At 58.5% G+C, this 14,650-nt stretch carries 12 protein-coding genes and 1 tRNA gene; 12 read left to right on the top strand and 1 reads right to left on the bottom strand.

Annotated features, from left to right (window positions below; genetic code table 11):
• The first annotated feature begins 19 nt into the window (after positions 1 to 19).
• The 4 genes from dapB to greA all read left to right on the top strand — a co-directional run bounded on the left by dapB (position 20) and on the right by greA (position 5,994).
• Positions 20 to 820 (top strand): 4-hydroxy-tetrahydrodipicolinate reductase, encoded by an 801-nt coding sequence (dapB, locus tag QUE89_RS14775; RefSeq protein WP_286220811.1) that lies wholly within the window; start codon positions 20 to 22, stop codon positions 818 to 820.
• 250 nt (positions 821 to 1,070) lie between these two features.
• Positions 1,071 to 2,201, top strand: coding sequence for a glutamine-hydrolyzing carbamoyl-phosphate synthase small subunit (carA, locus tag QUE89_RS14770; protein ID WP_286220810.1), 1,131 nt, complete (start codon positions 1,071 to 1,073; stop codon positions 2,199 to 2,201).
• A gap of 90 nt (positions 2,202 to 2,291) precedes the next feature.
• Positions 2,292 to 5,510, top strand: coding sequence for a carbamoyl-phosphate synthase large subunit (carB, locus tag QUE89_RS14765; protein WP_286220809.1), 3,219 nt, complete (start codon positions 2,292 to 2,294; stop codon positions 5,508 to 5,510).
• 22 nt (positions 5,511 to 5,532) lie between these two features.
• The gene (gene greA / locus QUE89_RS14760; protein WP_286222911.1) at positions 5,533 to 5,994 is read left to right on the top strand and encodes a transcription elongation factor GreA; all 462 of its coding nucleotides are present in this window, start codon (positions 5,533 to 5,535) and stop codon (positions 5,992 to 5,994) included.
• A 75-nt stretch (positions 5,995 to 6,069) separates the two neighbouring features.
• Here the strand turns inward: greA and yhbY are convergent, their stop codons facing one another.
• Entirely contained in the window at positions 6,070 to 6,381 is a 312-nt protein-coding gene (gene yhbY, locus QUE89_RS14755; protein ID WP_138438757.1) for a ribosome assembly RNA-binding protein YhbY, read from the bottom strand.
• A gap of 415 nt (positions 6,382 to 6,796) precedes the next feature.
• Here yhbY and ftsH point away from each other — a divergent pair, with 415 nt between their 5' ends.
• The 8 genes from ftsH (at position 6,797) to nusA (ending at position 14,649) form a co-directional block, all read left to right on the top strand.
• Positions 6,797 to 8,725, top strand: a complete 1,929-nt coding sequence (gene ftsH, locus QUE89_RS14750; protein ID WP_286222910.1) for an ATP-dependent zinc metalloprotease FtsH — start codon at positions 6,797 to 6,799, stop codon at positions 8,723 to 8,725.
• Positions 8,726 to 8,812: 87 nt separating this feature from the next.
• Positions 8,813 to 9,643, top strand: a complete 831-nt coding sequence (gene folP / locus QUE89_RS14745; protein WP_286220808.1) for a dihydropteroate synthase — start codon at positions 8,813 to 8,815, stop codon at positions 9,641 to 9,643.
• The gene (glmM, locus tag QUE89_RS14740; RefSeq protein WP_286220807.1) at positions 9,643 to 10,986 is read left to right on the top strand and encodes a phosphoglucosamine mutase; all 1,344 of its coding nucleotides are present in this window, start codon (positions 9,643 to 9,645) and stop codon (positions 10,984 to 10,986) included. Before folP ends, glmM begins: the two co-directional genes overlap by 1 nt.
• Before the next feature lie 75 nt (positions 10,987 to 11,061).
• Positions 11,062 to 11,826 (top strand): triose-phosphate isomerase, encoded by a 765-nt coding sequence (gene tpiA / locus QUE89_RS14735; RefSeq protein ID WP_286220806.1) that lies wholly within the window; start codon positions 11,062 to 11,064, stop codon positions 11,824 to 11,826.
• Between the two features lie 18 nt (positions 11,827 to 11,844).
• Positions 11,845 to 12,225 carry a preprotein translocase subunit SecG gene (secG, locus tag QUE89_RS14730; RefSeq protein WP_041339108.1) on the top strand — a complete coding sequence of 127 codons (381 nt, stop codon included), beginning with the start codon at positions 11,845 to 11,847 and terminating at the stop codon, positions 12,223 to 12,225.
• 7 nt (positions 12,226 to 12,232) lie between these two features.
• Positions 12,233 to 12,317 (top strand) — tRNA-Leu (locus tag QUE89_RS14725).
• 319 nt (positions 12,318 to 12,636) lie between these two features.
• Positions 12,637 to 13,098: a ribosome maturation factor RimP gene (gene rimP / locus QUE89_RS14720; protein ID WP_041339111.1), complete on the top strand. Its 462-nt coding sequence runs from the start codon at positions 12,637 to 12,639 to the stop codon at positions 13,096 to 13,098.
• 57 nt (positions 13,099 to 13,155) lie between these two features.
• The gene (nusA, locus tag QUE89_RS14715) at positions 13,156 to 14,649 is read left to right on the top strand and encodes a transcription termination factor NusA (protein ID WP_041339114.1); all 1,494 of its coding nucleotides are present in this window, start codon (positions 13,156 to 13,158) and stop codon (positions 14,647 to 14,649) included.
• Position 14,650 lies beyond the last annotated feature (1 nt).

Here is a 14,650-nt window from a genome sequence, read left to right as displayed (position 1 = left end):
ATTAAAGGGAAGTGTGATCATGAGGGTAGCAATCATCGGCGCCGCCGGGCGCATGGGTAAGGTGTTGATCGAAGCCGTTGACGGTACCGAGGGACTGGAGCTGGGTGCGGCCGTGGTCGAGCCAGGCAGCAGTCTGGTGGGCGCCGATGCCGGCGAGCTTTCGGGTATTGGCAAGACCGGAATCCGGTTGGCCGGTACCCTGGAAGACGTGACAGCGGATTTCGATGTGCTCATCGATTTCACCTTCCCGGATCTGACCCTGGCCAACGCCGAGTTCTGCAAGACTAACGGCAAGATGCTGGTGGTCGGTACCACCGGATTGTCAGAGGCTGAAAAGCAGCAGCTGGCGCTGGCCGCTGAGTCGGCGCCTGTGGTGTTTGCGCCCAACATGAGTGTTGGTGTTAACGTGGTGCTGAACCTGCTTCAGACTGCGGCGGCAACCCTGGGTGACGACTACGATGTCGAAATCATCGAGGCCCATCACCGCCATAAGAAGGATGCCCCCTCCGGTACCGCGCTGCGCATGGGTGAAGTGGTTGCCGATGCACTCGGGCGCGATCTGAAGGAGTGCGCCGTGTACGGCCGTGAAGGCTTTACCGGTGAGCGTACGCGTAAGGAAATTGGCTTTGAGACCATCCGCGCCGGCGATGTGGTGGGTGATCACACCGTGCTGTTCGCCACCGAGGGTGAGCGCATTGAGGTGACGCACAAGGCCAGCAGCCGGATGACGTTTGCCAAGGGCGCCATGCGTGCGGCATTGTGGTTGGCGGACAAGCCGGCCGGCCTGTACGACATGCAGGACGTGCTGTCACTGAAGTAAGCGTGAATGCAGGCCCTGGCATTTGAGCTGGCCGGTGATTATACATGGACAGAAAGCCGCACTTTTTTTACAATAAGGCGGTTTAACTGCACCAAGCGTGGTTTTAAAAATGCCCGGAGCGCCTAAGTCGTTCCCGGACAACAAAAAGCGGGACGGAGTTTTGACTCCCTCTCGCTTTTTTGCGACCTGAATTTGCGCTTGCGTTCCTGTTCGTGACGAACCGATACGCCACTCGATGAGGATACAAGCCTTGAGCACACCCGCAATCCTAGCACTCGCAGACGGAAGCCTGTTCTATGGCACTGCCATTGGCGCTGATGGAGAAACCAGCGGTGAGGTAGTGTTCAACACCGCCATGACCGGCTACCAGGAAATCCTGACTGATCCGTCCTATTCTCGCCAGATCGTAACCCTGACCTATCCACACATCGGCAACACCGGTGTGAATGAAGAGGATGTGGAATCCGACCGGGTTCAGGCTGCCGGCCTGATCATTCGCGATCTGCCGTTGATGGCCAGTAACTGGCGCAGCACCGGCAGCCTGGATGAGTACCTCCGAGCCAACAACATTGTCGGCATTGCCGACATCGATACCCGACGCCTGACCCGCATTCTCCGGGACAAAGGTTCCCAGAATGGCGCTGTGCTTGCCGGTGCCGGTGCCACCGCCGAACGTGCGCTGGAACTGGCCAAGGCGTTCCCGGGGCTGAAGGGTATGGACCTGGCCAAGGAAGTCACCTCAGAGAAAATCTGGAACTGGACGCAGAGCGAATGGACGCTGGATAACGGCTACGGCGAGCGCGGCGAAGCCCGGTTCAAAGTTGTGGCCTACGATTACGGTGTCAAGTTCAACATCCTGCGCATGCTCGCTTCCCGCGGTTGCGATATCACGGTGGTTCCGGCTCAAACGCCGGCCGCAGACGTGCTGGCGATGAACCCCGATGGCGTCTTCCTGTCCAACGGCCCCGGCGACCCCGAGCCCTGCGACTACGCCATCAAGGCCATTAAGGAAGTGCTGGAAACTGAGATTCCGGTGTTCGGTATCTGCCTCGGTCACCAGTTGCTGGCCCTGGCCAGTGGCGCCAAGTCCATGAAGATGGGCCACGGCCACCACGGTGCCAACCATCCGGTGCAGAACACCGAAGACGGAACTGTAATGATCACCAGCCAGAACCACGGCTTTGCGGTGGACGAGAGTTCCTTGCCGGCTACTCTGACGGCAACCCACAAATCCCTGTTTGACGGCACCTTGCAGGGAATTCGGCGTACCGACAAAGCGGCGTTCAGTTTTCAGGGTCACCCGGAAGCCAGTCCCGGTCCCCACGACGTGGCGCCGCTGTTTGACGAGTTTATCCGGCTGATGGAAGCCCGGACTGCCTGAGGGCAGGTTCCCGGGCCTCGGGCCCGGGACAACACGCGCCGCCATTAGTGCTGCAAGAATTCTAAAAGTTGCTGACAGGTTTACCGAGACATGCCAAAACGTACTGACATCCAAAGCATCCTGATCCTGGGCGCGGGTCCCATTGTGATCGGGCAGGCGTGCGAGTTCGACTACTCTGGTGCGCAGGCCTGCAAGGCCCTGCGGGAAGAGGGCTACCGGGTAATTCTGGTGAACTCCAACCCGGCGACCATCATGACCGACCCGGTCATGGCCGACGCCACCTACATCGAGCCGATCACCTGGAAAACCGTCGCCAAGATCATTGAGAAAGAAAAGCCGGACGCGCTGCTGCCGACCATGGGTGGCCAGACTGCCCTGAACTGCGCCCTGGACCTGGAAAAGCACGGCGTGCTGGAAGAGCACGGTGTTGAGATGATCGGTGCCAACGCCGACACCATCGACAAGGCCGAGGACCGGGACCGGTTTGACAAGGCGATGAAGAAAATAGGCCTGGAGTGCCCCCGTGCCACCATCGCCCACACCATGGACGAGGCCTGGAAGGTCGCTGATGATATCGGCTTCCCCTGCATCATCCGCCCGTCGTTTACCATGGGTGGTTCCGGTGGCGGTATTGCCTACAACCGGGACGAGTTTGAAGAAATCTGTACCCGTGGCCTGGACCTGTCTCCGACCAACGAGCTGCTGATCGACGAATCGCTGATCGGTTGGAAGGAATACGAGATGGAAGTGGTCCGCGACAAGGCGGACAACTGCATTATCGTCTGTGCCATCGAGAACTTCGATGCCATGGGCGTGCACACCGGTGACTCCATCACCGTGGCGCCGGCCCAGACTTTGACCGACAAGGAATATCAGATCATGCGGAACGCCTCGCTGGCGGTTCTGCGTGAGATCGGTGTTGAAACCGGTGGCTCTAACGTTCAGTTCGGCATCAACCCGGACACCGGCCGCATGGTGGTGATCGAGATGAACCCGCGGGTGTCGCGCTCCTCGGCGCTGGCGTCCAAGGCCACCGGCTTCCCGATTGCCAAGGTCGCCGCCAAGCTGGCTGTGGGTTACACCCTTGATGAGCTGCGCAACGAAATTACCGGTGGCGTCACGCCGGCTTCATTCGAGCCCAGCATCGATTACGTGGTCACCAAGATCCCCCGGTTTACCTTCGAGAAATTCCCCCAGGCCGATGCCCGCCTGACCACCCAGATGAAATCGGTGGGTGAGGTGATGGCCATTGGTCGCACCTTCCAGGAATCCCTGCAGAAAGCCCTGCGCGGCCTGGAGGTAGGCTCTGAAGGTTTCGATGAGATGCTGGAGGATCTGAGCACCGAAAACTCCAAGGAAACCCTGATCCGTGAACTCAACGTGCCCGGTGCCGAGCGTGTCTGGTACATCGGCGATGCCTTCCGGGCCGGTTACACTGTGGATGACGTGTTCCAGCACACCAAGGTTGATCCCTGGTACCTGGTGCAGATCGAAGATCTGGTTCGGGAAGAGCAGACGCTGAAGTCGGCCGGCAAGGCCGATATTGATCAGGCGACGCTGTTCCGCCTCAAGCGCAAGGGCTTCTCCGATGCCCGTCTGGCCAAGCTGCTAGGCATCTCTGAAGTCAGTCTGCGCAAGCTGCGCCACGATCTGAACATCCGTCCGGTCTACAAGCGGGTGGATACCTGTGCCGCCGAGTTTGCCTCCGACACCGCCTACATGTACTCCACCTACGAGGAAGAGTGCGAGGCGGACGCCAGTGATCGCGACAAGATCGTGGTGATCGGTGGTGGCCCGAACCGGATTGGCCAGGGCATCGAATTCGACTACTGCTGTGTTCACGCGGCCTTGGCTATGCGTGAAGACGGCTACGAAACCATCATGATCAACTGCAACCCGGAGACCGTGTCCACCGATTACGACACCTCCGACCGGTTGTACTTTGAGCCGATCACCCTGGAAGACGTGCTGGAAATCATTAACGTCGAGAAGCCCAAAGGTGTAATCGTGCAGTACGGTGGCCAGACGCCTCTGAAGCTGGCCCGTGGTCTGGAAGCCGCGGGTGTGCCGATCATCGGCACCAGCCCGGACGCCATTGACCGCGCCGAAGACCGTGAGCGGTTCCAGCAGATGATCACCCGTCTGGGTCTGAAGCAGCCGGAAAACGCCACCGTGCGCAGTCACGAAGAAGGCATTCTGGCGGCCCGTGAAATCGGCTACCCGCTGGTGGTGCGTCCGTCCTACGTGCTGGGTGGTCGTGCCATGGAAATCGTCTACGACGAAGAGGAACTGGTGCGCTACATGCGCAACGCCGTGCTGGTGTCCAACGACAGCCCGGTGCTGCTGGACCACTTCCTGAACGCCGCCATTGAGGTCGACATCGACGCCATCTGCGACGGCAAGGATGTGGTCATCGGCGGCATCATGCAGCACATTGAGCAGGCCGGCGTACACTCCGGTGACTCCGCTTGTTCACTGCCGCCGTATACCCTGTCTCAAGCCGTGCAGGACGAAATGCGCGACGCGGTGAAGAAGATGGCGATCGAACTGGACGTGGTCGGACTGATGAACGTGCAACTGGCCTGGCAGGACGGCGAAGTCTACGTGATTGAGGTGAACCCGCGCGCTTCCCGGACGGTACCGTTTGTCTCCAAGGCCATCGGTGTGTCTCTGGCCAAGGTGGCTGCGCGTGCCATGGCCGGTGTGTCGCTGGCTGACCAGGGCTTCACCAAGGAGATTATCCCGACCTATTATGCGGTGAAAGAGTCTGTGTTCCCGTTCAACAAGTTCCCGGCTGTTGATCCCATCCTGGGGCCGGAAATGAAATCCACCGGTGAAGTCATGGGCTTGGGTGATAGCTTTGACGAAGCCTTTGCCAAGGCCGCGTTGGCGGTCGGTGAGCGTCTCCCCGTGCAGGGTACGGCTTTCATGTCGGTTCGGGATGTCGATAAGGCGGAGGCGGTTAAAGTTGCGCGCGATCTGTCTGACGCCGGTTTCAAGCTGATTGCCACCACTGGAACGGCCAAGGCCCTGAAAGACGCCGGCATCGAGGTCGATCGGGTGAACAAGGTCCGCGAAGGTCGTCCACACATTGTGGATGCCATCAAGAATGGTCAGGTTCAGTTGATTATCAATACCACTGAAGGTCGCAAGGCAATTTCGGACTCGGCGCAGATCCGCCAGTCGGCGTTGCAGACCAAAGTGACTTACACAACCACACTGGCAGGCGGCGAAGCGTTCTGTCGGGCCATTAAGTTCGGCCCGGAGCGCACTGTACGTCGCCTCCAGGATCTTCACGCAGGAAAGTAAGACTATGGCTGACAGAGTACCAATGACTACGGCGGGCGAGTCCCGCCTCCGTGAGGAGCTTCAGAAGCTGAAGTCGGAAGATCGCCCGCGGGTGATCGCGGCAATCTCTGACGCCCGTGAACACGGCGATCTGAAAGAAAATGCGGAATACCATGCCGCTCGCGAGCAGCAGAGCTTCATCGAAGGCCGCATTCAGGAAATCGAAGGCAAGCTGTCCGCGGCCCAGGTGATTGATGTCACCACTATGGACAACACCGGTAAGGTGATCTTCGGCACCACTGTGCATCTGCTGAACATGGATAGCGAAGAGCAGGTGGTCTACAAGATCGTGGGCGAGGACGAGGCCGACATCAAAGGCGGCAAGATTTCCATTTCATCCCCGATTGCCCGCGCCCTGGTGGGCAAAAGCGAAGGTGATGTCGTGGCGATCCGTGTGCCCTCAGGCACCGTGGAATACGAAATCGAAGAAGTGGAATACGTCTGATCAGGCGCAGGTCCACAAAAAAGCCGGCTTGGGGTGACTCAGCCGGCTTTTTTCATGCCTGTATCGCGCCTGCAATCAGTTCTTGTAGCGCTGCAGGTTGGACAGCTTCGGGTTCGGCTTCTTGGCCCGGCGTAGGATAACCGCAATCTTGCCGATGGACTGAACCAGTTGCGCGCCAGCTGACTCGCACAGGGCGTTAACGGCTTCCTGGCGAGCTTCACGATCGGGATTGGCGATCTTGATCTTGATCAGCTCGTGGTCGTTGAGTGCGCGCTCGAGTTCCTCCTGAAGACCTTCGGACAGGCCTTTGTCACCAACAATGATGACTGGCTTCAAATTGTGGGCAATGGCCCGGTATTCCCGGCGCTGTTCCGGTGAAAGGCTCATGATGTAATCTCTTTATCGGTGCAATTAACAAAACGTCAGCGTGATGACGCTGGCAAATTCGTACAATGGGCGGATTGTAACAGATCGCTATTGGGTAAAAATGGCTGTTAACACTTACGGTGCGCGGGTTTAGTCTCGAATCGGCGGCGAAGCATTGAAATTGCCGGATTTTGCCGGGCTGGCTGGTTGATTGAAGGGCGGCCCGTTGTAATTTCAGATTCTGCGCCCACTATGTGGTTATGGCCAAATGTTATAGGGTCCAGGCGGCACAAACACTGGATTCCGGCGCGCTGGTCTGTGGCCGTTACGGATGGGCCGTTTCTGGTGGACGGGCGTACAATTGGTGTAAGGTGTCAGAAAAGGGCGGTGCCTACGGGGTAGTCCTTCAATTCACAGGTGATGATCCTTGAACGATATGGCAAAAAATCTGGTTCTCTGGCTAATCATAGCCGCAGTACTGCTGATGGTGTTTCAGAACTTCTCTCCCACCACCAGCGGGCAACAAGTCAATTATTCGCAGTTTGTTGAGATGGTCCAGCAGGGCCAGGTCAACAAAGTGACGATCGATGGTCTGGAAATTCAGGGTACCCGTGGTGACGGCTCCCAGTTCCAGACAATCCGGCCCCAGGTCTCCGACAACAAGCTGATGGACGATCTGCTGGCCAACAACGTCGAGGTTATCGGTAAGGAGCCAGAGCGTCAGAGCCTGTGGACACAGTTGCTGGTGGCGGCTTTCCCGATTCTGATTATCATCGCGTTGTTCGTGTTCTTCATGCGTCAGATGCAGGGCGGCGGTGGCGGCAAAGGCCCCATGTCGTTCGGCAAGAGCAAGGCGCGTCTGATGAGTGAAGATCAGATCAAGACCACGTTTGCCGACGTAGCCGGTGTCGACGAAGCCAAAGAAGACGTGAAAGAGCTGGTGGATTTCCTTCGGGATCCCAGCAAGTTCCAGCGTCTGGGCGGCAGCATTCCGAAAGGCGTGTTGATGGTCGGCCAGCCGGGTACTGGTAAAACCCTGTTGGCGAAAGCCATCGCGGGTGAGGCGAAGGTGCCGTTCTTCTCCATTTCCGGTTCCGATTTCGTGGAAATGTTCGTGGGTGTTGGTGCCTCCCGGGTACGTGACATGTTCGAACAGGCCAAGAAGCAGAGCCCGTGCATCATCTTTATCGACGAGATTGATGCCGTCGGTCGCCATCGTGGCGCTGGCATGGGTGGTGGTCACGACGAGCGTGAGCAGACCCTGAACCAGTTGCTGGTTGAGATGGACGGCTTCGAAGGCAACGAAGGCGTTATCGTGATCGCCGCGACCAACCGTCCGGATGTCCTGGACCCGGCGCTGCTGCGCCCCGGACGTTTTGACCGCCAGGTTGTAGTTGGTTTGCCCGATATCATTGGCCGTGAGCAGATCCTGAAAGTGCACATGAAGAAAGTGCCTTTGGCGGACGGCGTTGAGCCGGCCCTGATTGCTCGTGGTACACCCGGATTCTCCGGTGCCGATCTGGCCAACCTGGTGAACGAGGCTGCGCTGTTTGCGGCTCGTCGTAACCAGCGCCTGGTATCGATGGAAGAGTTCGAACTCGCCAAAGACAAGATCATGATGGGCGCCGAGCGCAAGTCCATGGTCATGAGCGAGAAAGAAAAGCGGAACACGGCTTACCACGAATCAGGTCACGCCATTGTTGGCCGCCTCGTGCCAGAGCATGATCCTGTCTACAAGGTCAGTATCATCCCCCGTGGCCGGGCGTTGGGTGTCACCATGTTCCTGCCCGAGGAAGACAAGTACAGCCACAGCAAGCGCTTCCTGACCAGCTCCATTTGTAGTCTGTTCGGTGGCCGAATTGCAGAAGAGCTGACCCTTGGCTTCGACGGTGTGACCACCGGTGCCTCCAACGACATCGAGCGGGCGACGAGCCTGGCTCGCAACATGGTTACCCGCTGGGGTCTGTCTGAGAAGCTGGGTCCGCTGCAGTACGATACTGACAGCGAAGAGCCGTTCCTTGGCCGTTCCGCCGGTCAGGCGCAGACTGTGTACTCTCCGGAGACTGCGCAGCGGATCGACGAAGAGGTTCGCAACATCATCGATGAGTGCTACGAAAAGGCCCGTCAGTTGCTGATCGATAATCGCGACAAGCTGGACCTGATGGCCGACGCGTTGATGAAGTACGAGACTATCGACCGCTTCCAGATCGACGACATCATGGAGGGCCGAGTGCCTCGCCCACCCAAGGGTTGGGGTGACAGTGGTCCGACTGGTGGTGTTACGGCTGAGGAGCCGGCGTCTGAGTCCAAGGGCTCTGACGACGGTCGCCAGCCTGATGTTGGCCGGCCCGCCGGCGAGCACTGACGCCTCTCGCACGACCGTAAGTAAGACCCACGCGCCGCCCGGATTCCGGGCGGCGTTTGTTTTTGCAGACCCTCGACAGGATTTGTTATGGACATGAACTTCGCTGGCCGCAGGCTGGATATGGCTCGGTGCCACGTGATGGGTGTTCTTAATGTCACGCCTGATTCGTTTTCTGACGGCGGACAGTTCAATCGCCCCGAAGTTGCCATTGCCCGGGCTCGGCAAATGGCCGCAGACGGGGCCATGTTTATTGATGTGGGCGGCGAATCAACGCGCCCTGGCGCAACGCCGGTGTCCGTTCAGGAAGAGCTGGACCGGGTGTGTCCGGTGGTTGAAGCCATTGCCAAAGAGCTCGAAGTGGTGGTTTCGGTCGATACCAGTGCTCCAGAAGTGATGACCGAGACCGCCGGCCTGGGCGCCGGGCTCATCAACGACGTTCGCGGATTGCAGCGCGAGGGCGCCCCCGAGGCGGTCGCCAAGGCTGATATTCCCGCCTGCATCATGCACATCCAGGGCGAGCCGGAAACCATGCAGGCGCGCCCGGAATACCGGAATGTCTGCCGCGAAGTCAGTTCCTTTCTGACCGAGCGCATGCGGGCGGCGGAGCTGGCTGGCATCCGGCCGGAGAATATTATCCTGGATCCCGGCTTCGGTTTCGGTAAAACCCTGGAGCACAATCTTCAGCTGCTGGCGGCCATGGAGCAGTTGCATGTGCTGGGCCACCCGCTGTTGGTTGGTATGTCGCGCAAGTCCATGTTGGGGGCGATCACCGGGCGCGAGGTAAATGAACGGTTGCCCGCAAGCCTTGCGGCCGCGACAATAGCCGCCATGAAAGGGGTCAGCATCGTCCGGGTGCATGATGTCCGTGAAACAGTGGATGCCGTTAAGGTGGTAACGGCAATGAAGGAGGCGCGCTAATGTCCGACAGAAAATATTTTGGTACCGATGGTATCCGTGGCCGGGTCGGCGAGTCTCCGATCACGCCCGAATTCATGCTGCGCCTGGGCTGGGCCGCAGGTCAGGCGTTCAAGCGCGATGGTCAGCGCAACAGTGTGCTGATCGGTAAGGATACCCGGCTCTCCGGTTACATGTTCGAATCGGCGCTCGAAGCCGGGCTCGCCGCCGCCGGTGTAGACGTGAAGCTACTGGGCCCCATGCCGACGCCCGCCATTGCCTACCTGACTCGTACCTTTCGTGCGTCTGCCGGTATTGTGATCAGCGCCTCCCATAACCCGCACCATGATAATGGCATCAAGTTCTTCTCGGCAGCCGGCACCAAGCTCGACGATGCCCTGGAAGCCGAGATTGAGCGTTGGCTCGATCAGCCGCTGGAGGTGTGTGCGTCCGGGGAGTTGGGTAAAGCATCCCGGATAGACGATGCGCCCGGCCGTTATGTCGAATTCTGCAAGAGCACGGTACCGAACGAATTCAGTCTCGACGGCATGAAAATTGTCCTCGATTGTGCCCATGGCGCTACTTATCACGTTGCCCCCAAGGTCTTCCGTGAGCTCGGTGCAGACGTCTCGGTCATCGGTGGTGAGCCGGACGGGTTGAACATCAATCTGGATGTCGGTTCCACCGAGTTGGGTGCGCTGAAGCAGGCCGTGGTCAGTCGCGGTGCCGATCTGGGTATTGCCTTCGATGGTGATGGTGACCGGGTGTTGATGGTGGATCGCGACGGTTCTGAGGTCGACGGTGATGAGTTGTTGTATGTGATTGCCTGTCAGCGCTTTGCCGAGGGTCGGCTAAAGGGTGGCGTGGTTGGGACTCTGATGACCAATCTGGGTGTCGAGCTTGCACTGCGGGAGCAGGGCATTGAGTTCGAGCGCGCCAAAGTGGGTGACCGCTATGTCATGGAACGCCTGATCGCGAATAATTGGGTGCTCGGCGGTGAAGGCTCCGGTCACATGGTGATTCGCGATTGCACCAGCACCGGTGATGGCATTGTCTCTGCGCTGCAGGTCTTGCTGGCTGTCTACAAGTCCGGCAAGCCTCTGGCCGAGCTGCGCCGCACCATGAGCAAGTTGCCGCAGACCATGGTGAATGTCCGGGTGGCCGAGCGCTTTGATCCCCATAGCCGCGACGATATTGCGAGCGCCGTGCGTAAGGCGGAGGCCGAGTTGGGCGAGGCTGGTCGTGTGCTGTTGCGGGCCTCCGGAACCGAGCCGCTGATTCGGGTAATGACCGAGGGCCAGGATGCCGAGACGATTGATCGTATCGCCAATGAGCTGGCCGTCGTGGTCGAGAATTCGTCCGCTTAATTTCGTATTTTCAGGCGGTTGTCTGTCGGGAGGGACTGCTGTATAGTTCGCCCTCCCTCACGTTTGGGAACTGTTATGCGCCGCAAGATTGTAGCCGGAAACTGGAAAATGAACGGGTCGAAAGACCTGGTGCAGCAGCTTGTTGGCTCTGTCCGGTCCGAGGCTGAGTCGCTTGATAATGGTGTGGAGGTTGTTATTATCCCTCCCGCAATTTATGTCAGCGACGTTGTGGCACAGTCAGGCGATCGCCTGATGGTTGGCGTTCAGAACGTAGGGCAGTGGTCTTCGGGCGCCTACACCGGCGAGATTGCCGCGGGCATGGCCAAAGATCAGGGCTGTACTTATGCACTGGTTGGTCACTCCGAGCGTCGGCAGCTGTTTGGCGAGACCGATGATGAGGTTGCCGCCAAGGTTGAGAGCCTGGTTGCGAGTGGTTTGGTCGCCGTTGTATGTGTTGGCGAAACCCTGGAGCAGCGTGAAGCTGGCCGTGCAGAAGCGGTTGTGGCTTCTCAGGTTAAGGCAGCTCTGGCTAACGTGGCCGCAGACCAGTGGCGCCACATTGTAGTGGCCTACGAGCCGGTCTGGGCGATTGGTACCGGGAAAACCGCTACCGCGGAAGATGCTCAAGCCATGCACGCGTCGATCCGACAGGTGCTGGCTGAGATGAGCGCACCGGCCGAAAGTATTTCATTGCTTTACGGCGGCAGCGTAAAAGCGGATAATGCAGCCGCTCTTTTTGCCGAGCCGGATATAGACGGCGGTTTGATCGGCGGGGCGTCGCTGAAAGCAGACGATTTTGTGAGTATTTGCCAGGCAATGCCGGCGAGTACCAATAGTTAAAGGTTCGCGAGAGTCGATATGGATTGGATGGAAACACTGGTAGTCGTAGTGCACGTGGTTATCGCCGTGGCACTGGTGGGTCTTGTGCTGATCCAGCAGGGCAAGGGTGCGGACGCTGGTGCAGCGTTTGGTGGCGGTGCCTCGCAGACGGTGTTTGGTAGTCAGGGTAGCGGAAGCTTCCTGACACGCCTCACCACGATTCTTGCCATCGTATTTTTTGTGACGAGTTTTTCGCTGGCGGTATTCGCCAAGCAGCGTGCAGAAGTGGCCGGTGAGGCAGGTATTCCGATGGTTCAGGAATCCAGCCATTCAGCCCCGATGGAGCAGGCGTCTGAGGCAGATGCAGCGCAGTCCAGCGAAACCGAGAGCGGGGAGTCTGATCTCCCCGAGCTCGAGTAAGAGTGTTGCCCGGGTGGTGGAACTGGTAGACACGCTATCTTGAGGGGGTAGTGGCGAAAGCCGTGCCGGTTCGAGTCCGGCCCCGGGCACCATATAGAAGAAAAACGGCTTGGATTTTCCAGGCCGTTTTTTTTGGTCAGTCCTTGACCAGTCCGTCTGGCGTCTCTATACTCCGGCGGATATTGGGACCGGCGCGCGTGAGCATGCCGGTTTCTGGCAGGCCAGGTGTCTGTCAGCAGGAAGCGGTTCACCGGTTTGCTTCCTGCGAGTTCTTGCAACAAAGAGCCCCATTTTTAGGGGCTTTTTGATTAAGGGGCCTGGCGCATCAGGCCCTGGTGCGTAAAAAGGGCTGATTAACAGCCCTTTTTTTGTTTTTGGGGCCGGTAAATTTGAAAACGGAGACGGCATAACTTGTCAGCCAAGCTTAAGCAACTGGAAGACATTCTTCGGCCGGTGGTCGAAGGCCTGGGGTTTGAATACTGGGGTATTGAATATCGGTCCCAGGGTCACCATTCGAAGCTGCGGGTGTTTATCGAAGATGTTGAGAACGGCATCTCGATTGAAGACTGCGAAAAGGTCAGTCGGCAGATCAGCGGCGTGATGGATGTGGAAGACCCCATCCAGTCCGAATATACCCTGGAGGTGTCTTCCCCGGGTATGGATCGGCCGCTGTTTCGCCTGGAACATTATGAAGCCTTTGCTGGCCAGCAGGTCCAGATCCGTTTGCGCATGGCCTTTGAGGGGCGGCGCAAGTTCAACGGTCTGATCAAGGGCGTAGAGGGCGACGATGTAGTTGTGATCGTTGATGATCACGAGTATCTGCTGCCGTTCGATAGCATCGAGCGGGCGCATATCGTCCCGGTATTTGAATGAACACATCTGAACGCACGTCAGTGGACGCACAGTTTAATTTGAGGGCAGGGCAATCGAATGAGTAAAGAGATCTTGCTGGTGGTTGAGTCCGTCTCGAACGAGAAGGGAGTCGAGAAGGATGTGATTTTTGAGGCGATCGAGCTGGCACTCGCCACTGCCGCCAAGAAGCGGTATGAAGACGAGGAAGCCGATATCCGAGTGGCTATCGATCGTCGCACCGGAGAATACGAAACCTTCCGCCGTTGGCTGGTCGTCGACAACGACGCCGTTCCGGCACTGGGCACCGAGCTCACGTTCCAGGAAGCGGAAGAGATTTCCAGCGAACTGCAGCCCGGCGACATTCACGAAGAGAAAATCGAATCGGTGGCCTTTGGCCGCATTGGCGCCCAGGCGGCCAAGCAGATCATTTTCCAGAAAGTACGTGAAGCCGAGCGCACCAAGATTGTTGATAGCTACCGCGATCGCGTCGGTGAGCTGGTGTCCGGTACGGTCAAGAAAGTAACCCGTGACAACGTTATCGTTGATCTGGGTGCAAACGCCGAAGCACTGCTGCCGCGCGAAAACCTGATCCCCCGGGAAACGTTCCGGATGGGTGATCGTGTTCGTTCGCTGCTGCTGGAAATCCGCACCGATCACCGCGGCCCTCAGCTTATCCTGAGCCGGACCGCTCCGCAGATGCTGATCGAGCTGTTCCGCATTGAGGTGCCCGAAATCGCCGAGGAGCTGATCGAGATTCGTGGCGCTGCCCGTGATCCCGGTTCGCGCGCCAAGATTGCCGTTAAGACCAACGATCGCCGGATCGATCCGGTGGGTGCCTGTGTCGGTATGCGCGGTTCGCGTGTGCAGGCGGTATCCAACGAGTTGGGTGGTGAGCGCGTCGATATCGTGCTGTGGGACGACAACCCGGCCCAGCTGGTCATCAACGCCATGGCGCCGGCCGAAGTTGCCTCTATCGTGATGGATGAAGACCGTCACACCATGGATGTTGCGGTTGCCGAAGATAACCTGGCCCAGGCCATCGGCCGTAACGGACAGAACGTCCGCCTGGCTACCGAGCTGACCGGCTGGACCCTGAACGTAATGACCGAAGAAGAAGCCGGTGAGCGTCAGGAACAGGAGTACAATCGTCTGGTGGATCACTTCACCGGAAACCTCGATGTCGACGATGAGTTTGCAGGCTTCCTGATTGAGGAAGGCTTCACGTCGCTTGAAGAAGTGGCTTATGTGCCGATGGAAGAAATGTTGGCCATCGAAGGCCTTGATGAAGACACGGTGACCGAACTTCGCCGCCGGGCCAAGGACGTCCTGTTGAACCAGGCGTTGGCCAGCGAAGAAGCACTCGAGGGTTCGGAGCCGGCAGAAGATCTTCTGGGAATGGACGGCATGGACCGTGGCCTGGCCTTTAAGTTGGCCGGCATGGGTGTGCGTACTATGGAAGATCTTGCTGAGCAGTCCGTCGTGGATCTGCTTGATATTGAAGGAATGGATGAAGAGCGTGCCGGTCAACTTATCATGACTGCACGTGCCCCCTGGTTTGAAGACCAGGCCTAAT

Origin of the sequence: Marinobacter sp. LA51 (genome assembly GCF_030297175.1) — a bacterium.
GTDB lineage: Bacteria > Pseudomonadota > Gammaproteobacteria > Pseudomonadales > Oleiphilaceae > Marinobacter > Marinobacter apostichopi.
The sequence above is the reverse complement of the archived record's forward strand: the minus strand, read 5'-3'. Positions and strand labels throughout refer to the sequence as shown.